We start from the raw sequence: 22,325 nt of genomic DNA, 5'->3' as shown, positions 1-22,325 counted from the left end.
TCATGAGCGAGGATACCGCAAGCATCCCTTGAGCGAGGCGCAAAAAGAGGCAAACCGGGAGAAATCGAAGACTCGTGTGCGGGTAGAGCATGTGTTTGGAGATTGGGTAATGCGGATGGGAGGGAAGGGGAATTTGTATATTAATCGCTTGCATCTACCATTATCTCACCAGTTTAAAAGAGATTGATTTATCGATGGGCGATCGCCACGCCTCAGACTAGAAACCGGGTTGCACGGATCGCCAGGTTCCGCCCCAATTGTCCCAAAAACCCGGTTTCTTGATCAATTTTAATCCCAAAACTGAGGGACTTATTGGTTGAGATACGCCGCCAAGATCGTGATGCAATGATCGATCGCCCCCAGATGGGCAATTTCATAACCGTGGGTGTTATCCGTCGGGAACCCCAAACAGGCCCCCCTCGCCACATGGCCAAACTTCATCGCTATCGAGGCATCACTGCCAAACCCGGCGATCGCCCCCATCTGCACCGGCAAATGCACCCCCCGCGCCGCCGCCATCAACTCCCCATTTAAGCCCTCATCATAAAGGCCATAACTATCCTGAGCAAGGAGAACGGGGCGATCGCCCTCCACCAGGGGATATTCCCGCGCCAAGGGGCAAATTTCCAAGGCAATCAACCGATCCACCCGTTGCCGCTGGGAAAAATACAACGCCCCCACCGCCCCCACCTCCTCCTTCGCCGAAGCTACGAGATAGGTATCATAACGGGGGGCTTTCACGATCTGAGCCAAGTTGAGCAGAATCGCCACTGAAGCCTTGTTATCCAATGTGTAACTGGCAATATAATCCCCCAACCGGAAAGGCTGCTTCCGATGCTTGCCCACCACAACCCGACTCCCTGGCCGTACCCCCGCTATCTCTAATTCAACAGACTGAAGCTTTGTCTCCACCCAAGCCTGCTCCCAACGCAGGGGCGCGTTTTCCTGTTGGGCCTTGTGGGGGGATTCATGGGAAACATGGCGAGAGCCAAAGGAGAGAATGCCGCTAATGGTGTGGCGATCGCCCAAAATATCCACCACCCCCTCCCCATAGACCCAGGGGAATGCTCCCCCCAAAGCCCGCACCGATAGCCGTCCCTGGGGCTGAATCCCCTTCACAATCGCGCCAATCTCATCCTTATGGGCCGTAATCGCCACCGCCCCCGCTTCCCGCCCCGAAATCTTGGCAATGATATTCCCTGCCTCATCCTGCCAATGGTCGATCCCGATGGCTTGCAACTGCTGGAGAATAAACTGATCAATCTCCCCCTCTACACCGCTAGGGGAATGGTGCAAAACGAGTTCAGCAATTTGGTTAAAGAGGGAATCAAAATCTGGCATAATCCAGTCCAACAGATGAGAGGGGCAGGGGGCGATCGCCGGAAAGAAGAAACCGCCCAAATAAATTGGGCGGAAAAGTGGTGTGAGGAGTGAACGGAAACTTTCGTCTCCGCTACCTCCATTGTAGGATAATGCCTTAGTTTTGACAGTCAGCGTTAGATTAATTGCGCATTTGGGGTATGCGTAACAATTCGCAAGGAAAAAATCCCCCGCCCAGTTTTCCCGTGGGGGCGAAAAATTCTTCGCCCTCTCCCTTTCGCGCCTAAATCCGATCGTTGAGGATATTGGCCAGATCCAGCAACGGGCGCAGCGGAGTTGCCTCAGCGGGATACATGACGGCGGTAAACATCCCTACATCCCCCTGCCGGAATGTGATCAAGTCTGCTTTAAAGTTCGTTTCATACAGTTCTAGCTCTAACTGGAGACCCGCCGACTCATCCCCCACATCCTGCATACCGGGCAAAGAGGTGTATTTATTGAGGGCGACGTTTTGCATTTGGGCGAGGCGTTCCTGGATGCGGGCGGCGATCGCCTGTTGAAATTCCGGCTGTTGGGAGCGGGCTAAATAGGCATCAAACTGAGCAGAATCCGCCACCGCCGCATGAAAACCGACGACAATCTGAAAGGCTGTGGGATGGAGAAAGACAAAAATATGATCAGGATTAATCCCATTGGCCTGCATTTGCCCGCTCAATGGGGCAATCTGTTGGGCAATTTGGGCCGCCACCTCAGGGGGGGGAGCAATGAATCCTTCGGGGAGATCCCCTAGGGTGAGCCGCAGGTTGGGGTTACTGGGGGCAACTTGGGCAATTTGAAGCGTTGCCTCTGGAGAAAGGGGGGCAGCCATCGCCGGAGCCGTGAGGGGCATCAGCAGAGCAAGACCGAAGCCCGTCCAACGGAGTAGGGAGAAGAGTTTAATCGTCATAAATTTGTAGATAAAGGCTAAAAATGTTGTGGCGATCGCCCCGGAAAAAGTTCCCGTGGTGGGCAATCCATTGAGTAGGGGCGAAAAATCTTTCGCCCCCACGCCAATCCATTGAGTAGGGGCGAAAAACCTTTCGCCCTCAGTGCTTTCCCATTGCCCCACCCTAGCACAGGGTAAATTAACTTTGAGAGAGCCGTTGTACCGCTGTCCCCCCTAGGAGTTCCGCCGCCTCTTGTAACAGAGCCGGGATGCGGTGACGGTGGGGACTTTCGGCAATTAATCCACTCAAGGTTTTAAAAGCATCAGAATCAGGATTGAGCCGTTGGCCGGGAAACCAATGGCCGCCATTATCCAAGAGGTTATAGCGGGCTTTGCCATATTCGACGAGATCATAGGCTAGGGCCAAATTGCGCAACCACAGAATTGTTTTGACGCTAATCGCCTCCGGGGCCTGATGGGGATCGGGCAAACCCTGATCCCAAGTGCTATACCATTCTGCCCCCAAACACCGCACCGCTTCTGCTTCCAACCGCGCCACAATCGGCGGCAAAATTTCAGCCCCATGGGCTAACAAAGGCAAAGTTTTTAAATGCTCATCAAAATCTTCCGGGCTTTTTGCGCCGATGGAGAGGGTGTGAACTTGGGGATGGGAAAGACAAAAAAGGTTATTAAACACCATCGGGCTGAGAGGATTGCACAGATCGACTAATTTTTGCGGCGGATCATAAAGGCGGCCCCCTTTATCGGAGGGACTGATAATAAAAACCCCCATATCTTGGCTCTGGGCTGCCTCAATCGCGGGCCAATTTTCCTGATTAATGTAGTACCAATGCAAATTAACGTAGTCGAAAACCCCGGAGGCGATCGCCTCACAAATCACATCCGTCGGGCCATGGGTCGAAAACCCCACAAAGCCAATCCGTCCCTGGCGTTGGAACTCCCGCACCACATCCAAACAACCCCCCGGCCGCAGGGTATCGTTTAATAATTCAAAAGTATTAATCCCATGGATTCCCAACAGATCCACCCTCTCTAGGTTCAAAAACCCCAGGGATTGCTCCAGATTGCGGCGAAAGGCCAAAGGGTCAGATTGGGGGGAAACCTTCGTTTGGACAATCATTTCCTCCCTAGGCAGGTGAGGCAAAATCCGCCCCAGTTGCATTTCCGATGTGCCATAACCCCGAGCCGTTTCAATGTGGTTAATCCCCACCGCCAAGGCGCGATTGATGATGGCCTCTAAATTGCGCTGCCCCGCTGGAGGAATCTCCGACCAGGGCGTATCCTGCCATTTGTGTTGATAGCGCATCCCGCCACAGGAGAAGACGGGCATCGCCAGTTCAGTCCGACCAAAACGCCGATATTGCATAGATTGATGTCTCAATATACCCTTGGGAATCTTAACGCAATCCCTCAGGGCTATGGGTTGGCGATCGGTTCACTGGATGGGGGCGAAACATATTTCCAGATTTCGCCAGATTTCGCCAGATTTCGCCCCTCCTGAGATACGGCGGAGCATGGGGCGGCATTGCGGCGATCGCACACTGGATTGAGAAGAGGAAGCTGGCGATGCCCCCTTGTGGGCTTGCTATGTTACCATTTGGGGGGAATTTTTAACACATTAAATCATCCCGGTCAGCGGAGGAAACCCATGAGCAAGGTTCTAGTGCTAAATGCCTCCTATGAACCGCTCAATATTACCAGTTGGCGGCGAGCGGTTGTTTTACTCTTAAAAGGCAAAGCAGAGCAGCTTGAATATACGGTGACAGCAGTTTCTACCCGTTTCCCTTATCCCACAGTGATTCGGCTACGGTACTATGTCCGCGTTCCCTACAAAGAAATTCCCCTCACCCGCCGCAATATCCTAGAGCGCGATGATCATACTTGCCAGTATTGCGATTACCGAGGGGACAATTTAACCCTAGATCATGTGCATCCCCGCTCCCGGGGTGGCCCGGATACTTGGGAGAATTTAGTGGCGGCCTGTGTGCGTTGTAATGTCAAAAAAGGCAGTCGCACCCCAGAGGAAGCCCAAATGCCCCTGCGCTCCTTGCCCCGTCGGCCCTACAGTAGCCTCCATTTTGAAATTGCCCGCTATGTCCGCAGCGGTCGCAATACCGAATGGAAGAAATATGTCATTGGGATTTAACAATCTTCAACTCTGGTGAGGAGTGGGGAGTAGGAAGTGGGAAGTGGGAAGTGGGAAGTGGGAAGTAGGAAGTGGGAAGTGAGGAATCTCAATTTCACTCTATCCTCTCTTCTCTATCCTCTTTTCTTCCCAACGGCCGAAAAGTCCCTCTCCCTCCCTGGGAGAGGGATTTAGGGTGAGGGGCATTTTTAAAATATTTTTTAAAATAATTGTGCCTTCCTGCTGACAACCGAATTTCCCATCAGCACGGATTGCTCCCGCTCTTGCTACAATCAGGACTTAAATCCTTAATCCTTCACCAGAGAGCAACAGTCAACAATGCAGGCGCAGGTTTCCGACCACTGGCAAGTTGGTGAGACCCTCCTTAACCTGTATCGGGTCATTGAGCGCCTTGGCGAGCGGGAATCTAGCGCCACTTACCATGTTTCCCATCGTCTTTGGCATCAGTCTCTGGCGATGAAAGTCTTGCCCCGTCAGCAGCAAACGGAAGCAGAACTTCAGGATTTTCGCCAACGGTGTAAGGGTTGGTTAAAGTTGGGACTCCATCCCCACATTGCCAGTTTTTACTATGTCCGCCAATGGCAGGGGCAACTGTTGCTCTTTTCGGAATATGTGGCGGCGGGTAGTTTGCAAACTTGGCTACAAACCGGGCGGTTAGCTCGCAATAGTGATGCGATCGCCCTCAAGCAAATTCTCGATCTGGCGATCCAATCCGCTTGGGGCCTGGATTATCTCCATCAACACCGCCTTGTTTGTGGCCGGTTCAAACCCCAAAACCTGCTGATCACCAGTTCCGGGATTCTCAAGCTCACCGATCTCCACTACAGCACCAATCTTCGCCCCGTTGATGATCTGCGGGCCTGGGCAACATTGATCCTCGGCCTTGCCCCCCATCTCGATTGGTGGCCGGCAGAACTGCGAGAGTTATGGAAATCCTGTGAAGCGAAACGGCCCCCCACGTTGCAACAATGCACCCAAAGCTTGATTGAGTATTATCACCATCACTTTCACAGCCCCTATAGCCGCCAAGCCCCCATTCCCCAACAGTGGCAGGCGGATAGCCTCAATAATCAAGCTGTTGCCCTCATTGACCTCAACCGTCCCCAGGAGGCGGTGCGCCTCTGGCAAAAGGCGAAACAACTCCAACCCCAACACCCAGGGGCTACCTATAACCATGACCTGTGGCGGTGGCGATCGCGCCAAATTAGCGAGGAGCAACTCCTAGCGGATCTCGCCACCTTGCCCCCCACGGCGGCGGATCTCGTCGCCTTTATGCAACTGGAGCGTAACGATCCCCAAGCGGCCCTCCAGGCCTTTGCCACCTATCGCCACCATTGCCCCCAACTCTCCGCCACCCAACAGGCCGCCTTTGCCCTCGCCCAAGAAGTGCAAAGCCGCACCACCAGCCCAGAGGGCAAAACCCTCGACCCCCAAGCCCCCACAGTTTTAGACTATAGCCCTGATGGCCAATATGCCCTCTGGGGAAGTCCCGATGGCAGTATCCTACTTTGGGAATGTCGCACCTATCAGAGCCATCGCCTTGCGGGCCATCCGGGGGAACGGATCACGTTAATGGCCTTCAGCCCCGACCAATGTTATTTAGTCACCATTGCCAGCCATCCCACCACCAATGAGCAAACCCTGAAGCTCTGGAGTCGGATGACGGGGAAATGTCTGGCCACATTTTCCCAACTGCAAACTTGGGAGGGTCTAGAGCGGGGCCCGATCCAACAGCGTTGGAGTGCCGATGGTCGTTATTTTTTGCGCCAAACGGAGGTGACGCTCCGGTTGATGGAGGTGGCGACGGGGGATTGCTTATTCATCTCTCATCGGGATGGGACGGCCCTCTTGCCCACACCCCAAGGACAGTATGGCGTGACCGTTAGTTCACAACCTCGGTTATGGGATCTCCACCGGGAAACCTGTTTAACCAGTTTTGCCGCTCCCCAAGGGGTGACGGCGATCGCGATGCACCCCGATGGCCGCCGGTGCTTAACGGGCAATGGGGCGGGGGAGTTAACGATTTGGTCGTTGCAGGGGAAGGTTTTAAAAACACTACAAATTGCGCCGACGTTGATTCATTCCTTGAGCATTAGTCGAGATGGTCAGTTGTGTTTGGTGGGGAGCCAAACAGTGGAATTGTGGTCATTAGAAACGGGGCAATGGTTGCGATCGCTCACCCGTAACCCCTCCCAACGGGCGGTGTTAAACCCCGATGGCAGCCAAGCGTTGGTGAGCGGCGAGCAATTGACCCTCTGGCATATTCACCAAGAACAAATAACGTACCAAGCCCCCTTTTACCTCTGTGCGGCTCAGTCCTTGGCCGCCGAGCGTTCGGTGACTCAGGAATACCACCAAGGGATTGCCCAGGCTGAAAAGGCCCTAGGGCAGGGGCGATGGTTGGAGGTGTGGCAGGCTTTACAGGGGGTGCGATCGCTCCCTGGCTATCGGGAAGACCGCCATGCCTTTGGCCTCTGGACGCAACTTTATACGAAGCTCCCCCGTCAACAGCTCCAACATACTTGGGAACTCCAAAGCTTCACCGCCCATGTGGGCAGCATCCACACCGCCGCCTTCACCCCCGACGGCCAAGCCTTTACCGGCAGCCGCGACGGTACGATTAAACGCTGGCACATCACCCCAGAGCGCACCCTCGGGCAGGTGGTGGGCAATCCCCGTGGCTATCTCGATAGTTGTAGCATCCATCCCCAAGGGCAGACGGTGATCACCAGTAGCCGCAAAAGTGGCTTGCAGCAATGGGATGTAGCCACGGGGCAACTACTGCAAACCTTGAGTACACCTCAATTTCACTGTATTCAGTTAGCCCAGAGCATCGACGGCCATTACCTCGTTGGGGGGACAGCCCAAGGGGAACTCTATCTGTGGGAACTCACCACCGGCCAAATGCTGCGTCATTGGCAAGCCCATGGGGCGGCCATTAACGCCCTCTGTTTTAGCCCCGATAGTCTTTACTGTGTGTCAGCAGGGGCCAGTAATAGCTGGAAACGCTGGGACATTGCCACGGGGGTTTGTGTGCAAACCGTCACCACGCCCCAATCCACGCTCACCTCCCTGGCCTATAGTCCCGATGGCCATTACCTCGTCACCACCAGCCAGGATCAAACCCTGATTGTTTGGGCGGTGAACCTGGGCCGTCGCCTCCATACGTTGCGGGGCCATCAAGGCACGATCACCGCCGCCTGCTTTAGTCGTGATAGTCATCATTTGCTTTCTGGTAGCACCGATGAAACGGCGAAATTGTGGAATGTGCTGACGGGGGATTGTGCAGCCACTCTGGCTGTACGGGGAACAGCGGTGACGGGGGTGGCCTTGAGTCCGGATAGTCGCTATGCCTTGACGGTGACGGAAAATGGCTACGGCAAGCTGTGGGCGTTGGATTGGCAGTTGGCGGAGCAGCCTGATGAGGGTTGGGATGAGGGGGCAAGACCCTATTTGGAAACCTTTTTAAATCGCCAAACTCCCTACCGGGCGGAGCCGGCCTTGGATACGCCGATGATTTCCTGGCAACAGCGTTGGCAGGATTTCCCTTGGGGGTTTGTGGGGTTATGGTTTGGTTTGGTGTGGGCGGGGACGGCGGCGGCCCTGGAGATTTTTGGCGGGGTTTGGACTACGCCTCAGGCTTATTTGTTGGCGGTGGGGATGGCGATCGCCCTCCTGAGCTATTTCGGCGGTCGGCAAATCGGCAACCCGACGATTCAACTGGGTTCGCTGTTTGGGGCGGGGGTGTTAACGCTGGTGGGGGTGGTGGATGCCACGGTGCGCTGGTCTTCCTTGGCGGCGGTGCTGTGGGGGGCGATCGCCACGCTGATGATCTCCGGGGCGCTCTGGGGCTTTTCCCCCTTCACAGCGGTATCCACCCCCCCAGGTCTCAGGGTTTGCCAAGCCCTGCGCCGCTACTGGGGAATCTGGGGCGGGGTGGGAATTTTAGCCCTGGCCACTGGGGCGGGCATCACAATGGAATTGTTGACGGGAATTTTAGGGGTTCCGGCGGTGGCGATGGCGGGGGTAACGGTGGCGATCGTCTTGGTCAGCCAATTGTGGCAATTAATCCGCACGGGGGTTCGGCCCCCCAGTTTGCTCCAAGGGTTCTGTTTGATTCTGCTTTTGGGGTTAACGGCCTTTAAATGGGCTGTCCCCAGTTATTTGGGGATTTTACCGAGGGAACTCTGCACCGATGTCCCTGCTATCCATGCCTATTTGGCCCGGGGGGGTTCTCCCAATGGTCGGTTAAACCACGATGACGGTTTGCCCCTGATCCAATGTGCGTTTCGATCTCAACAGGGGGAGATTGTTGAACAACTGTTAGCGGCGGGGGCGGATGTCAATCAAGAGGACGATGCGGGGAATACGCTCTTAATCGATGCGGTACGTCAGGGCAATGGTGCATTTGTCACCCAACTGTTACAGCGGGGGGCGGATGTCAATCACCGCAATCACAATCAACGGACTCCGCTTCATTTTGTCGAAGATGTGGCGATCGCCCAGCAATTGCTCACAGCAGGGGCGAGGGTGGATGCTTTAGCCCCCAATGCCGGTACGCCACTCCATTGGGCGATCGCCTCCAATCAACCGGAACTCTTCCAACTCCTCCTCACAGCCGGGAGTGATATCAATGCCTACTGTGCCGTCTGTGAAGCCCCAACCCCGCTCCACGCCGCGATCTTCCATGACCGGATCCCCATGCTCACCCAACTCCTAGCCGCCAAGGCTAACCTGACCCAATTGGATGAAGATGGCCAAACCCCCCTGGAGTTTGCCCAGCGGCAAAATCGAGCCAAAGCCGTACAAATCATTGAACAGGCCTTAAGACGGCGAGAAAACTAAGGTCACATTCTGTTATAAAACTTAAAAGAACCCCTCCACGGAATTGATAACCGAGAATGCTAAGGCTGATCACCGATTTCGACGGCCCGATCATGGATGTATCTGCGCGGTATTACCATGTGTACCAAATTTGCCTAGGGCGCACCAAAACCCCAGATCAACCGTTGACAGTGCTTTCCAAGGCAGAGTTTTGGGACTGTAAACGGGCCCAAATTCCAGAGCGGGAAATTGGCCGCCGTTCCGGTTTGGATCGCGACCAGGCGCGGCGTTTTGCCCACCTGCGCCGGGAATTGGTGCATCAAGTCCCCTATTTAATCCATGACCGCCCCGTCCCGAAGGCGATCGCCGCCCTCGAAACCCTCCAAGCCTGCGGTATTGATCTAGCCATCCTCACCATGCGCCGCGAGCGGGAGTTAGCCGCCCCCCTCCAACGCTACAACCTAGAGCGCTTTTTCCCCCCCGCCCAACGGTATTGCATTGGCAACGACTACCATAAAACCGGCGATGTCAATGATAAAACCCTGCTCATGGCGCAAGCCCTTGCCACACTCCCCCCGGCTCGCAAAACTTGGATGATTGGGGATACCGAGGCGGATATTGTCGCCGCCCAGACCCACAAGATCCCGGTGATTGGCGTATTGTCGGGGATTCGCAACCGCGATCGCCTCGCCAGTTACTACCCCGACCGCATCGTTCCCGACCTCGCCGCCGCCTTAGAAATCCTCTGTCCCCCCGTTTCCATTAGCCGTTCCTAACGTAAAAAGCTACTGGACAGCCAAAACAGAATCAGCGTGACGATATTCACCACCTGGGGTGCTGACAATCCGCCATTGCCCAAAGGGACACCGCTTAAATTGACCAACACCGTCCCAATCCCCACCCCCAGCACCAAGCCCAGGAAGGAGATCAAGAGCGATCGCCCAAAGCGTTTTTCCTTGCGCACCAAGAAGTAAATATTCGCCCCCAAGGCAAAGGTCAAGACCAGCGCCAAAATGGGGTCTTTGGCCGATTGGGCCAAAAGCACCAAACCAACCCCCACCCCAAACACCACCGCCGGCCAAAGAATATCCCCTTGGCCTGGTGTATCCAAGTAGTCTTGGAGCCAACCCAAGGAGGGGGAAGTTGTCCCCGTTGCCACGGGCGTAGGGGCCACGGGGGGCTTCGGAAAGCGGATACCATCGGGGACTTTGATTTTGCCTTCTTGACGCAGTTTGAGGCGATCCATGATGATAGCATCATAGGCTGCTTCAATCCGGTCAACTGCCTGACGATCGCCGCCCTGTTCTTGACTCAAACGATTGCGAGCCGTCTGGATTTCTTCAAAGGAAGACTCTGTTGTCACCCCAAGGGTTTGATAGGGATTTTGCTCACTCACTGTTGGGATACCTCTGAGATCGGTTGGGCCGGCCGACCACTTCCGGCGAGACAGTATCGTTCTACACTGGAAGCGTCCAGCGTTGACTTTTTCGTAGTGTAGCCCGAACTGCCTCAATCTGCGACAATCCAGGCGCGATCGCCCCAGTCCGCTGGCGGAGAGGATGTCAATTTTTCGCCTCATCCATGATTTAGGGTGAATTCTGAGTACACTCATAGTGTGAACTCCAGAATAATGCTAAATCGGTGTGTTTGAATTTTCCTAAAGAGTAACTATGGCGACCGACCCCACCACCAAGATTCTCGTCGTGGATGACGACCCAGCCATTCGTAATCTGGTGTATCGTTTCCTCCGTCAGAAAGATTATCAAGTCGAAGCAGCGGCCGATGGGAAGTCTGCCTTAGAACTCTTTGGGCGATTTAACCCCTCTTTGGTAATTTTAGATGTCAATCTTCCCGATGCCCTGGGGTATAACCTTTGCGAGGAAATGCAAAAACGGACTGATGTTTTTGTATTAATGCTCACCAGTCGCACCGACACCGAAGATAAGGCCATCGGCTTTGAGAAAGGAGCCGATGACTATCTCACCAAGCCCTTTGCCCTCCAAGAATTAGAATGGCGGGTGAATGCTCTCCTCAAACGCACCCGCACTGTCACTCCCCCCATGGAGCAACTGCTGCTCACCTTCAACCACCTGAGTATTGATCCCCTTCAGCGACAGGTACAGGTGAACGGCAACTTGGTTCCCTTCACCACCCTAGAATTTGATCTGCTTTATTTTTTAGCAAAAAACCCCAACAAGGCCCTCAGCCGTGCTCAGTTGATTAGCGAAGTCTGGGATTATGATGAATCCGCCATTGGCGATCAGCGGGTGGTGGATGTGCATATTGGCCAGATTCGCAAAAAAATTGAAGCCGACCCCTCCCAACCTTCGATGATTAAAACAATTCGGGGTTTTGGCTATCGCTTTGATGCGGGGGAGTAACCCCCTTGGATTCAGAAAGGACATAAATCTTAACAGGAAGGGGGCGATCGCCTCCGTCCCTCCACCCCTAGAAAACTCGCCCCTTGACCCGCGCCCCCATCGTCAAGCCTGGCCAAACCCAGCCCCCATCGGCAAAAAGCGTAAGAATGTACTGTAAATTCTCAGAATTTGCGATATACTGAAAACATTCATTGCACCATTACCCCTTAAGGCTCAATGGCAATGCGTTTACAGCCTTTACCCAGTCATCAAACATCACCCTTGAAGAGCCGTCACTCTCCCTAGGGAACGGACGAAAGTCCGCAAAACACTACTGTATTTAAATTTATGAACACACCCAGCAGCAAAACACAAATTCTTGCTCAATTTCAGCAACTGCTCACCCAACATAAACAAACCGCCTCCCAAATTGCCACCAAGGAGGAAGAAGCCGAAAAAGCCAAAAATCAAGAACTCCTCACCCAAGCCGCCACCTACACCGTTGATAGCATCGTCAATGGCATGGCCACCCTCCAGCTTAACTTCGGCAGTGCCATCACCGAATTAGCCCAACGGTTAGCCCGTGAATCCGGCAAACTTGACGAGCTAAAACGCGCCATCTTGGTTGAGCAAGACAACTTACAACAGCTACGCCAAGTGCGGATCGTTGCCGATGCCCTATACATTTTGCGCCAAGAGCATCAAAGCCAACTCAGGACTTTAACGGAAGAAGCCCAAACTCAACGGGAAGCCCTCGCCAAGGAAATCAGCCAAACCCGCAAACTTTGGGAAAAAGAACAGGCAGAATTTACCCTTCGTGTTGAAGAAGAAGCCGCCCAAATTGTTAAAGATCGCGAACAAAGTCAAGAGGATTATACCTATCAAATTCAACAGCAGCGTAAAATTGAGTTGGATGAGTATGAACAAGCGAGGCGGCTGCAAGAGCGGATGTTACAGGAGTTAAGCCGCGAAAAAGATAAAGATTGGCAAGAACGGGAGCAAGTTTTGACTGCGAATCAAGCCGAATTTGTCGCCAATGAAGCAAAAATTGCGGGATTTGAAGAAGCCCTTAAACAGGCTTACAATGATGCAAAGGGAGAGGCGATTAAAAAAGCCGAGCGTGAGGCCAAGGTTAAATCTGATCTCTTAGAAAAAGAATGGGAATCTGAAAAACAGGGCTATGAATTCAAAATCACGGCAATTGAGGCAACAATTCAGCGTCAATTAGAACAAATTGCAGAGTTAACTACCCAATTGCAAACAGCTACAACCCAAGCGCAGACTTTGGCGATGCGTGCTTTTCAAAGTGCAGAGGCTACGAAAGGTTAAGGGTGACAGTTTTGATTGATAACAGCAAAACCCAGTGCTGCCACATTGGGGAAGGATTAGGCGAAAGTCCACAGTCCAAACTAATCACGCATCTCCCTAAAACCAGCTTGATCATCTAGTGCGATCCTAAATCAATTGAAAAATAAGCCCTCACCCCCAATCCCAGTTGGGAGAGAGGATTAGTCAATTTCACAGATCATTCAAGATTGCCATAGCTTGGGTTTTTGAGCATTTTTCATTCCACTTCTTAGCGAGGAATTCCCATGGTTAAAAAAGTAACAGCCAAAAGCACTAAAGCTGAAATTCTCGAGGCTTTTGAGGAACTCAATCAAGAGAAATCTACTCTAGAAGCTCAGGTTCAACAACTCCAAAAACAAAGCCAAACCCCTCCCCTTAATCCTACGCCTGTTACTCCACCCGCTCCACCCGCTTCCCCTCAACCGCAAAAACCGGCCATGACATCCACCCAACAAGCCAAGTCTGATATTAACTTAATTCTCAAAGATCTCGAAACCTTACAAGTAGGTTTCGGGAGTGCCGTGAGTTCTCTTTCTGAGCATCTGATTAAAGAGGCTTCGACCCTGGCTGAAATTCAGAATGCTGTTACCGAAGAACAGGAACAGTTAACAGAATTGCACGAATTGTCTGAGATTGGTGAAAACACGTTAGCAACATTGATTGCTGATTATGAAACCAGTAGTAAAGCATTTTCTGAAGAACTGAATGGGCAACAAGAAACCCTCGATCAAGAGTTACAGGCGGCCTGTCATGCTTGGCAAAAAGAGCAGGAATTGCATAATGATGCTGTTGCGGAACGAGATAGTAACTATGAAGTTACTCAAAAGCGTGATGCGACGGAACATGAGTATAGTTTACACCTTGAGCGGCAGTTAGCCCAAGAAGAGTATGAGCAGGAGAAAAAACAGCGTTATCAAGAGTTAGCTGAAATTAAAAGCTCACAGGAAAAGGCTTGGGAGGAGCGGGAGAAGGCGATCGCCCAACAGGAAAAAGCCCATCAAGAAGCGAAGGAAAAGGTTACTGTTTTTGATGCCAATGTAGAGCAGAAGAAAAAAGAAGGCCAAGAGGAGGGTTATCGTATTGGGGTTTATCAGGCGAAGGTGCGCCACGATTTACGGGAGAAGGAAATTGAAGGGGAGAAACGCAATTATGCCTTACGCATTCAGGGTTTAGAGCAAACGATTCAACTCCAAGAAACCCGTTTACACAATCTGGGGCAACAGTTGGAATCTGCATTGAAACAGGTGCAAGATTTGGCGGTGAAGGCAATTGAGGGAACATCTAACCGCAATTCCTTTGATGCCCTTAAAGAGATTGCCATTGAGCAGGCGAAAAACCAACAAAAAAGTAAGTAATGATCAATGGGTCTGTAGGGGCGAAAAATTTTTCGCCCCAATTTTTCGCCCCAATTTTTCGCCCCTTTGTCTTTACCAGGGACTGCCCACCATCATAAAAGCACTCCAATAGAAGGGATGATTTAAATCGGGGTTGGTGGTTTGGGTGAGAGTAGGAGGGAGGGGGATGGTGGTGCGATTGCCCCCGCTGCGCAACACTAAAGCATTGCCCTCAATGGTTTTTTGCCCCTCTAATAGGGAAAGTTGAGCGCGGCGCAGGGCTTCGGCTTTGATCGTCACTTCAGGATCGCGCAGGTGGCGATAAAATTCATTCATTAAGCTTAAACTGCCTAAATCGCTCACATACCATAGGCTAGCTAGGGCAGATTTGACCCCCGCCCCCACCGCCAACCCGGCAAAGCCGAGTTCTGCTTCTGGACTCCCCAAGGCAGTCCGGCAAGCACTGAGAACGAGGAGTTCAATTTGAGGATCGGTGTACCATTGCAGTTGGCGGAGTTCTTCAAAGCCGATCGCCCGATCCCACAGTTGAATATAGGCTTGATCGGGGCGATCGCGGAAATCCGCATGGGTGGCGAGGTGAACAATTTGATAATCTTGGTTGCGGCTGTAATTCCGCAGGTTCTCAAAGGTAAACGCTTCGTTATGGAATGTAGCCCCCCCATCTTGAGTGATTAAGGCCAACTCCAAAGGTACGGCGGGTAAAGGGTTGTGGGTGGCAAAGGTGGAGGCCCCCATGGCCACGACGGGGGCTTGATGGAGGGGTTGATAACTGCTGTTGGTGAGGCTAAGGCTAGGGATTTGCCCAAGGCTGAATTCTTCGATCAGGAAGTTTTCGCCATCGTGAAGCGCCGCCAAAGGAATCGTCCGCAGCCCCGCATCCAGGGTAAACAGCAACGTATCGATATTGAGAGATTTCAGGTCAGCATGGATGGGGCGAATCAACCAATCGTAGAGTTGTTGGGCGGGTTGGCGATAGCTCTGAAGGAGGCGAGGGTTGCTCACCCCACGGCTGAACCGCCCGATCTCCATTTGGAGGGCAACTTGATTCGCTTCTGGAACAACACGGCGAATCAGGTAATTTTCCGGCGTGACCACCACCACCTCTAACTGATGGGGATAGCTAAACACATAAATGAGGGCGGGGTTTGTGCCGGTTTGGGCATGGATGCGGCTGAGGGTGGCCCGCATCGAGGCGATGGAAGTCCCTTCGGATTCTTCTTCCTCTTCCCCGTTGCTTCCCCGTCGGGCGGCAAGTTGTGAGCCAAACTGCTCTTCAAACCGAGCGGCAAAGGCTTCATCTAAACGGGGTAGTTCTAATTCAAGGCGACCGAGATCGCCGCCGCCTTCGCCATCCCAATTGAAGCCTTTTTCGGTGAAGGTGGTGCGCGTACCAAGGCGATCGCCAATGTTATTCACCAAATCATCAAACAAATCAACCCCCGCCTGGGTGTTGGGGGTCGAGCCAGCAAGGATCGTGGCGAAATTGGGGGGGAAAATATCGGGGGTAATTTCGATCCCGGCTTGGCGATGGGTGAAGCGGTAGCTATTGAGGGGCAAAATTGTTTGTTCCGGCCCTGTGCCGGTGGTAATGCCGCCCGCGCTGCCGTTGATCGTGCTATCGCCCACGATAAAAGGAATCATCCCTTTCCCCCCATGACGAATCAACACCGTCCCCCCCCCAGCCCCGCCAGCGGTGGCAATGCTCCAGTTGCCCCCTTGAAACGCGCTATTGCTAACCGTTCCCGTCAGGCGTACCATTTTGGCAGTTTCGAGGCGAACTGCTCCCCCTTGGCCCGTCAGGGATTCAGTGAAAATTGCGCCCGTATGGATGCCTTGGGGAGCGGTGAGGGTGACGGCTCCGCCGTTGCCTGTGCCGGAACTGGTATCCATCAGGCCTTGGCCGTTGGTGGTAATTGACCCCCCGGCACTGGTGATTGTCACCGCGCCGCCGCTGCCACTAGCCCCGGCAGCAATCACATTGCGGAACGCAATCTCTCCCGGTGCGGTCAACGTCACCGCGCCGCCGCCACCACTGCTAAACGTGTTAATGGTTCCGGTGGCGTTGATCGTCGTTCCGGCTTGGATGGTTAAGGCATTGCCTTGGGTTTGAATGGTGTTATTGATAGCCACTGCTTGACCACTGAGGAGCGTGAGAGGATCACGCACCGCTGTAGCACCAGTAATTGTCAAGGGTGCGGTACTATCGGAGCGACCGAAGGTGATCCGGTTCAAACCATCGTTAAACAGGCTTAATTCTGTGCTGGTAATATCCAAGGCAGGGGTATTATTTTGGCTCCCACCGATGAACATCCCTTGGTTGGGGTTGAGGGGGGCAATCTGAAGATTTCCCGTACCGGATACCCCCACACCATCCAGATCAAACTCACTCCCCCAAATTTGCACATCGCCAAACACCCGTAAATCTCGAAATGCTGTGCTACCGCTGATTGTACTATCCTGTAGCGTGGTGTTGGCCACGGCGAACCGACTGGCGATCCCATCATAATTAGGGGCAACATTACCGCTCACAGTACTATTCACCAGGGTTAAATTTTGGAAATTGCCAATGCCGCCCCCCTCATTACCGGTAGCATTTTGTTGAACGGTACTGTTGATCAATGTGGCATTGGTGCGGTTGAACAATCCCCCGCCATAATTGCCGCTGATGTTACCCTGTACCGTTGTGCCAATGATATTGATCGTGCCATCGTTGGTAATCCCCCCACCGGAAGCCCCCGTACTGCGATTATTACTCACGATGCTATTTTGCACCGTTGCCGTCCCATAGTTGCTTAAGCCACCGCCCGCTCCGCCAAAGGTGACTAAGCTTTCATTACCAGAAATCTCACTGTTGATTACCGTCAGCGTTCCACCCGGTCGATTATCAATGCCGCCCGCTCTGGAGTCAGCGGTATTGTTGCGAACAGTGCTATTTTGCAGCGTTAAAATCCCCTCATTGCTAATACCCCCAGCGGTATTTAAAGATCGGTTATTTTGCACGGCAAGATTACGCAGCACTGTGTTGCCGCTATTGGTATTGAGAATTCCCGCTCCCGGATTGCCACTATTCCCGCCCTCAATGGTGAGATTGGTTAAGGTGACAGTGCCATCAATTTGGAGGATGCGAAACTGATTCGTGGCGGTGGCGGCCCGGGCCAAGGTGGCATTATTGCCTTGAATTTCCAAGCTCCCGGTTAATGCAGGGAGGGCAGAGTTGCCCGTGGCACTGAAGCCACCGGTATCAAAGAAGGTTGTAAATTCGTAACGGCTATTGGTGGCTAAAATGATCGTGTCAAAATCGGGATTAAGATTGGCTTGTTGAACGGCCCAGGTGAGGCCGCCGGTAAAGCCGGAGCCGGTATTAGAAATATCGCCCGGATTGACTAAATAGGTGGCTAATGTGCCTTGATATTGTTCAAGAACGTTGGCATTAAAAGGCGTTAGGGCTTCAATGGCTCCGGTTTGGGCTTCCAAAACCCAATCCCCCCCTAGGGTGGCGTGATCGCCGGTGATATTGGTCGATCCCGCTACATCTGCGCCCGTGGCTTGGGAAATGGCCCCCAATAACGCCTCCCCCACTGTCCCCAAGGCCGTAAAGCAACTGTAAATCAGAATATCCGCCCCCGCTGCTAAATTCGCCCCCCAATTGCTGAGGGTGTCCTGATGTTGGGCCACGGTATTTGCTGTTACCAAGGTACGACCTAACAGGAAATGGCCCTGATTGCCTTCTGCGACCAAATTCACTGCCGCCACCGGCTGCGCCGCTGCTCCCAAGGCGAGGGCGATCGCCTCTAACCCTTCCTGATCCCGGCCAATCACCTGGCTAATCGTCCCCGCTACTCCCCCATAGAGCAGGCTGTGATAATCCTTGACCCGGCTATCAATGAAGGTATAGCCCAAGGGGCCGCTCCCCCAACGGGTAACGCGGGGGCCAAAGAGTCCATCAGCGGTGATCACCTGACGGGGATCGGCAACGGTAAGCTCACCTGTAGCGATCAGGTCAATCTGGGGCGCAGCAATCCGCCCGGCTAATTGCATCCCGCCGGTTAATAACCCCGGTAACTCCAAGGGCGTAAACCCCCGCGCCACTGCTTCAGCGGGCAAGTCCACGGTGAGCAACATTCCCCCTTGGGAGAGGCGGACGTGGTTTTCCCCGACGGCGGCGAGGGTTAAACCTTGGCCGGCGGTGATTGCTCCGGTATTAAGGACTGATCCGGCAATTAAACCCACCTGACCCGGTGCGGTGAGCGTCCCCTGATTGAGGATGGCGGCGGGTTGATCGGTGAGGAAACTGAAGTGGTTGGGGGTTCCCACCAATTGGGCGTAATCGTTGGGGCCCGTGGCATTGAAAAACCCTGTACCAAAGCCGAGGCGATCGCCCGTCGTCGCGAAAAAACTCCCCCCCACATCAAGGCGAGCATTGGGGCCAAAAATAATCCCCGCCGGATTGAGCAAATATAAATTCGCCCCACTGCCCACCACCTGCATTAAGCCATTAATTTGGGAGACATCCCCCCCCACCACGCGCCCCAAAATATTCACAATGGCGGGATTGCTCCAAAACTGGGCCACTTCCCCCGCGCTGAGGTTAAACCGCTCAAAACTATGGAACAAATTCTGGCCATCACGGGATAAGCTCCCGCCTTGAATTTGCCAGATTTGGCCATGTTGATCCAGGATTGTGCCTGTGCCATCGGGGGCAACGGTGATCGATTGTCCATAGGCATTGCCCAACGTCAACAGCCAAAAGCAGCAACCTAAACCCGCAAATCCTCTCAAATTCATCGTAATTTAGCCTTTGAAATCTGATAAATGTCCATCTCTTAATCAGCTCATTGACCCATGGGATCAAAATAATAGGTTGAAGATGGGAGGCGATCGCCAAAAGTTCCCCCAATTCCATAGATTTGCTGAGAAATGTTAAGCATGATCTTTAAAAAAATTAACCCCAATTGAGGGATAAGTCTCCCACAATATAAATAGAACATTAAAAGAGTTCAAGCAGATCGTCTTTGCCAACCGGAGGGAAATGTCTTATGGATGCTCAAGAACTACTCAAACGCTACAACAACGGTGAACGAGATTTTCACGGCATTAACCTGATGGGGGCAAATCTTCAGCAGGCCAAATTGTCTGATATTGATCTCCGGGGGGCCTATTTAGGAGCGGTGAACTTGAGTCGGGCGAATCTGAATGGGGCGAATTTATCGGGAGCCTTTTTATTTCGGGCTGATCTCTCCATGGCAAAGGTGAACACAGCGAGTTTAGTCGCAGCGGATTTAACCAAAGCCAACCTGAAAGGGGCCGAATTTATTAAATCCGTCCTCAAAGGCGCAAAACTGAGCGGCGCAACCTTAAATCATGTCAACCTACGGCAATCAAACCTAGAATCCGTCAACCTCTGCGGAGCTAATTTACAGGGCATTAACTTTCGGGGGGCAAATCTTCAAAACGTTAATTTTAGCTGGGCAAATTTGTCCGGAGCGCGGTTAAGTGGGGCAAATTTACGCGGTGCAAACCTGAATGGAATTAAGCTCACTGAAGCCTATATGAATGGGGTCGATTTGCAAGGTGCAAACCTGGATGGGGTGGATCTCAGTGAAGCAAAACTCAGCGGTGCAAACCTCAGCGATGCGATTTTAACAGTGGCAAACTTGAGCTTTAGTCAAATTCGCACGGCATTTATGGCTCGAACCAATCTTCAAGCCGCAAATTTGGCAGGAAGCAATCTGATGCGGGTAGATCTCACGGAGGCAAATTTATCCAAAGCAAACCTCACCCAGGCCAATCTCCGCAATGCAGATTTAACCGCCGCCACCCTCAATCAAGCGGATCTCAGCGGGGCAAATCTGCAACGCACTAGTTTGCACAATGCCTATTTGTGGGGAGCTAATTTTACCGAGGTCAATTTGATGGGGGCCAATCTGACGGGGGCGAATTTCCGAGGCGCGAAGGAGCAGGGGGTTAATTGGGAAGTTGCAGTTTTAGACCACACCACATTACCCAATGGCTCCATGGTCGGTTAAACCGACTTCAACTGTTCCTCAAAACCCTCACCCCAAACCCCTCGGTTGGGCGAGGGGCTTGAGGAAACCCAACCGTTTAAGGGGAGAGGGGCGAAAAATTTTTCGCCCCTACAGTTTTCGCTACAATGGCTGGGTGATTTTTCTGCTCGCTCCGATGGTCGATCTTTTTGTTTACGGTACGCTCAAGCCCGGTGAAATGAATTATGCCGCCTATTGTGGCGATCGCCCCCACACCTTTGAAACCGCCTGGGTTTGGGGGCAACTTTTCCATCTTCCCCGCCAGGGCTATCCCGCTCTCACCCCTGGCAACGAAAAAGTCCAGGGGATCTTATTCCACTTTGATGATCCGCAAGTGTTGGCGGCCATTGATCCCTTAGAAACCTATGAAGAGGGGCGATCGCCCCATCTCAATGAATACCAACGCCAACGCCAACCCATTTTTGATCCCAATGGGGCCTCCCTAGGGGAAGCCTGGATTTATGTGATGGCCCTTGACCGGGTGATGGCGGATGGTGGGATTTGGCTACCCTCGGGGCAATGGTCTGGGGGGGGTTATGAAGGATGAGGGATGAAGGATGAAGGATGAGGGATGAGGGATGAGGGATGAGAGATTTTTCCTGCTTCCGACTCCCTTCCAAATGGGTACATTGTCCGAACTGGGATGCATTAGGGGCGATGATCTGGCTTGAGCAGGAAGGTGGCCAGGATAATCCCCAAAATTGCTAAACCGGCCATGGGATAGAAGGCGTAGGTATAGCTGCCAAACCAGTCACGAATTTGGCCGGCGGTGAGTGTACCAATTAAGGCCCCAACTCCGTAGGCGGTGAAGACAATGCCGTAGTTTTGGGCGTAGTGGTCGGGGTTGAAAAAGCGGAGCGTGGTGGTGGGGGCGATCGCCAGCCATCCCCCCAAACAGAACCAAAACAGGCAAAAGGCCACCAGATAGTTGATCACCTGGCCGGTTTGGGCGTGGGCCATTAAAATGCAGGCGATCAGGATTAAAACGTAGGTGGCGATCGCCACATCCCGCGGCCGGAAGCGATCGCTCAACCAGCCAAACAGGGGGCGACTCAAGCCATTAAACAGGGCAAAGAGGGAAACACTACTCGCAGCAATGGCCGGCTCAATTTGAATCACCTCCTCCCCCACCGGGCTAGAAATCCCAATGGCCGTCAACCCCACCAACGCCCCAATGGTATAGCAGAGCCACAACCCATAAAAAGAGCGGCTTTTGAGCATTTGCGGCGGATAGGTTTGGGGGGGAATCTTGGCCCGGGGTGTATCGGTAGCGTGATCAGGATGCCAATCCTTAGGGGGAAGTTTGAGGGTGACAGCAAGGGCCGTGATCAGGATCGCAAAGGCAATACCTAAAATCCGCAGCGTCACCTGTACGCCGTAGACATTAATTAAATGATTCGCCAAGGGTGCAGTAATCAGGGGCGACAGGCCAAAGCCGATAATCGTCAGACCCACCGCCAAACCCTTGCGATCGGGAAACCAACGGGCCATCACCACCATCGGCACACCATAGGTAATGCCCACCCCTGTACCGGCAATGATTCCATAGGTGAGCGTCATCATCGTGATATTGCTGCTAAAACTGGAGAGGATATAGCCCGCCCCAACGATTAAGCCGCCGATCGCCGTCGTTAAGCGGGTTCCCAAGCGGGGAATATAAAAGCCAGCGATGGGCATGAGGATGGCATAGGACACCAAAGCGACGGTATAGGGAAGGAGGCTTTCGGTGGCAGTGATGTTAAAGGCCGCTTCTAAAGGTTTGCGAAAAACACTCCAGGAATAAACCGTACCCAAACAGAGCAACACAGTGATCCCCAAGGGAATCAGTAACCATCGCCCCTGTGCTGCGGGTAAGCCAAAAATACGGTTTGATGAGGCGGGGGGATGAGACATAGACAATTCAATGGTTGATGATCCAAAGGAATGCTAGGGCGAACGTTAGCATTTTTCAAGGCCAAAAAAAGGAGGGGCGAAAAATTTTTC

At 53.1% G+C, this 22,325-nt stretch carries 14 protein-coding genes and 1 pseudogene; 9 read left to right on the top strand and 6 right to left on the bottom strand.

Annotation, left to right across the window (positions count from 1 at the left end; all coding sequences use genetic code 11):
- Positions 1 to 187 (top strand): annotated as a pseudogene (locus VB712_RS20320) (hypothetical protein); the annotation flags it as partial.
- A gap of 122 nt (positions 188 to 309) precedes the next feature.
- Here VB712_RS20320 and VB712_RS00635 read toward each other — a convergent pair.
- From VB712_RS00635 to VB712_RS00625, 3 genes are all read right to left on the bottom strand, one after another.
- A complete protein-coding gene (locus tag VB712_RS00635; protein ID WP_323251068.1) occupies positions 310 to 1,341 on the bottom strand; it encodes a M42 family peptidase in 1,032 nt (343 codons plus the stop codon).
- A 262-nt stretch (positions 1,342 to 1,603) separates the two neighbouring features.
- Positions 1,604 to 2,428 carry a hypothetical protein gene (locus VB712_RS00630; protein WP_323251066.1) on the bottom strand — a complete coding sequence of 275 codons (825 nt, stop codon included), beginning with the start codon at positions 2,426 to 2,428 and terminating at the stop codon, positions 1,604 to 1,606.
- 16 nt (positions 2,429 to 2,444) lie between these two features.
- Positions 2,445 to 3,632, bottom strand: a complete 1,188-nt coding sequence (locus VB712_RS00625) for an aldo/keto reductase (RefSeq protein WP_323251064.1) — start codon at positions 3,630 to 3,632, stop codon at positions 2,445 to 2,447.
- A 282-nt stretch (positions 3,633 to 3,914) separates the two neighbouring features.
- Between VB712_RS00625 and VB712_RS00620 the strand changes: the two genes are divergently transcribed.
- The 3 genes from VB712_RS00620 to VB712_RS00610 all read left to right on the top strand — a co-directional run bounded on the left by VB712_RS00620 (position 3,915) and on the right by VB712_RS00610 (position 10,012).
- The gene (locus VB712_RS00620; protein ID WP_323251062.1) at positions 3,915 to 4,412 is read left to right on the top strand and encodes an HNH endonuclease; all 498 of its coding nucleotides are present in this window, start codon (positions 3,915 to 3,917) and stop codon (positions 4,410 to 4,412) included.
- A gap of 318 nt (positions 4,413 to 4,730) precedes the next feature.
- Positions 4,731 to 9,257 carry an ankyrin repeat domain-containing protein gene (locus VB712_RS00615; protein WP_323251060.1) on the top strand — a complete coding sequence of 1,509 codons (4,527 nt, stop codon included), beginning with the start codon at positions 4,731 to 4,733 and terminating at the stop codon, positions 9,255 to 9,257.
- 56 nt (positions 9,258 to 9,313) lie between these two features.
- Entirely contained in the window at positions 9,314 to 10,012 is a 699-nt protein-coding gene (locus VB712_RS00610; protein WP_323251058.1) for an HAD family hydrolase, read from the top strand.
- On the opposite strand, the gene VB712_RS00605 is transcribed toward VB712_RS00610, so the two are convergent.
- Positions 10,009 to 10,632, bottom strand: a complete 624-nt coding sequence (locus VB712_RS00605; RefSeq protein WP_323251057.1) for a CPP1-like family protein — start codon at positions 10,630 to 10,632, stop codon at positions 10,009 to 10,011. The genes VB712_RS00610 and VB712_RS00605 overlap by 4 nt on opposite strands.
- Before the next feature lie 274 nt (positions 10,633 to 10,906).
- Here VB712_RS00605 and VB712_RS00600 point away from each other — a divergent pair, with 274 nt between their 5' ends.
- The 3 genes from VB712_RS00600 (at position 10,907) to VB712_RS00590 (ending at position 14,298) form a co-directional block, all read left to right on the top strand.
- Positions 10,907 to 11,617 carry a response regulator transcription factor gene (locus tag VB712_RS00600; RefSeq protein ID WP_323251055.1) on the top strand — a complete coding sequence of 237 codons (711 nt, stop codon included), beginning with the start codon at positions 10,907 to 10,909 and terminating at the stop codon, positions 11,615 to 11,617.
- Positions 11,618 to 11,944: 327 nt separating this feature from the next.
- Positions 11,945 to 12,925 (top strand): hypothetical protein, encoded by a 981-nt coding sequence (locus VB712_RS00595; protein ID WP_323251053.1) that lies wholly within the window; start codon positions 11,945 to 11,947, stop codon positions 12,923 to 12,925.
- 263 nt (positions 12,926 to 13,188) lie between these two features.
- Complete coding sequence (locus VB712_RS00590) at positions 13,189 to 14,298, top strand: hypothetical protein (protein WP_323251051.1); 1,110 nt, start codon at positions 13,189 to 13,191, stop codon at positions 14,296 to 14,298.
- A 72-nt stretch (positions 14,299 to 14,370) separates the two neighbouring features.
- Here the strand turns inward: VB712_RS00590 and VB712_RS00585 are convergent, their stop codons facing one another.
- Positions 14,371 to 19,083, bottom strand: coding sequence for a CHAT domain-containing protein (locus VB712_RS00585; RefSeq protein WP_323251049.1), 4,713 nt, complete (start codon positions 19,081 to 19,083; stop codon positions 14,371 to 14,373).
- 251 nt (positions 19,084 to 19,334) lie between these two features.
- On the opposite strand from VB712_RS00585, the gene VB712_RS00580 reads away from it, so the two are divergent.
- Both VB712_RS00580 and VB712_RS00575 read left to right on the top strand, forming a co-directional pair.
- Positions 19,335 to 20,324, top strand: a complete 990-nt coding sequence (locus VB712_RS00580) for a pentapeptide repeat-containing protein (protein ID WP_323251047.1) — start codon at positions 19,335 to 19,337, stop codon at positions 20,322 to 20,324.
- The gene (locus VB712_RS00575) at positions 20,305 to 20,889 is read left to right on the top strand and encodes a gamma-glutamylcyclotransferase family protein (protein WP_323251045.1); all 585 of its coding nucleotides are present in this window, start codon (positions 20,305 to 20,307) and stop codon (positions 20,887 to 20,889) included. The genes VB712_RS00580 and VB712_RS00575 overlap by 20 nt, the downstream gene beginning before the upstream one ends.
- A 101-nt stretch (positions 20,890 to 20,990) precedes the next feature.
- Here the strand turns inward: VB712_RS00575 and VB712_RS00570 are convergent, their stop codons facing one another.
- Positions 20,991 to 22,235 carry an OFA family MFS transporter gene (locus VB712_RS00570; RefSeq protein WP_323251043.1) on the bottom strand — a complete coding sequence of 415 codons (1,245 nt, stop codon included), beginning with the start codon at positions 22,233 to 22,235 and terminating at the stop codon, positions 20,991 to 20,993.
- Between the last annotated feature and the right edge of the window lie 90 nt (positions 22,236 to 22,325).

It is taken from the genome of Spirulina sp. CCNP1310, assembly GCF_034932185.1.
Taxonomy (GTDB): domain Bacteria; phylum Cyanobacteriota; class Cyanobacteriia; order Cyanobacteriales; family Spirulinaceae; genus Spirulina.
The sequence above is the reverse complement of the archived record's forward strand: the minus strand, read 5'-3'. Positions and strand labels throughout refer to the sequence as shown.

Bases quoted from the DNA above. Each gene is read 5' to 3' on its own strand.
- VB712_RS00635 (WP_323251068.1), bottom strand. From the start codon at position 1,341: ATGCCAGATTTTGATTCCCTCTTTAACCAAATTGCTGAACTCGTTTTG.
- VB712_RS00625 (WP_323251064.1), bottom strand. From the start codon at position 3,632: ATGCAATATCGGCGTTTTGGTCGGACTGAACTGGCGATGCCCGTCTTC.
- VB712_RS00620 (WP_323251062.1), top strand. From the start codon at position 3,915: ATGAGCAAGGTTCTAGTGCTAAATGCCTCCTATGAACCGCTCAATATT.
- VB712_RS00615 (WP_323251060.1), top strand. From the start codon at position 4,731: ATGCAGGCGCAGGTTTCCGACCACTGGCAAGTTGGTGAGACCCTCCTT.
- VB712_RS00610 (WP_323251058.1), top strand. From the start codon at position 9,314: ATGCTAAGGCTGATCACCGATTTCGACGGCCCGATCATGGATGTATCT.
- VB712_RS00600 (WP_323251055.1), top strand. From the start codon at position 10,907: ATGGCGACCGACCCCACCACCAAGATTCTCGTCGTGGATGACGACCCA.
- VB712_RS00595 (WP_323251053.1), top strand. From the start codon at position 11,945: ATGAACACACCCAGCAGCAAAACACAAATTCTTGCTCAATTTCAGCAA.
- VB712_RS00590 (WP_323251051.1), top strand. From the start codon at position 13,189: ATGGTTAAAAAAGTAACAGCCAAAAGCACTAAAGCTGAAATTCTCGAG.
- VB712_RS00585 (WP_323251049.1), bottom strand. From the start codon at position 19,083: ATGAATTTGAGAGGATTTGCGGGTTTAGGTTGCTGCTTTTGGCTGTTG.
- VB712_RS00580 (WP_323251047.1), top strand. From the start codon at position 19,335: ATGGATGCTCAAGAACTACTCAAACGCTACAACAACGGTGAACGAGAT.
- VB712_RS00575 (WP_323251045.1), top strand. From the start codon at position 20,305: ATGGCTCCATGGTCGGTTAAACCGACTTCAACTGTTCCTCAAAACCCT.
- VB712_RS00570 (WP_323251043.1), bottom strand. From the start codon at position 22,235: ATGTCTCATCCCCCCGCCTCATCAAACCGTATTTTTGGCTTACCCGCA.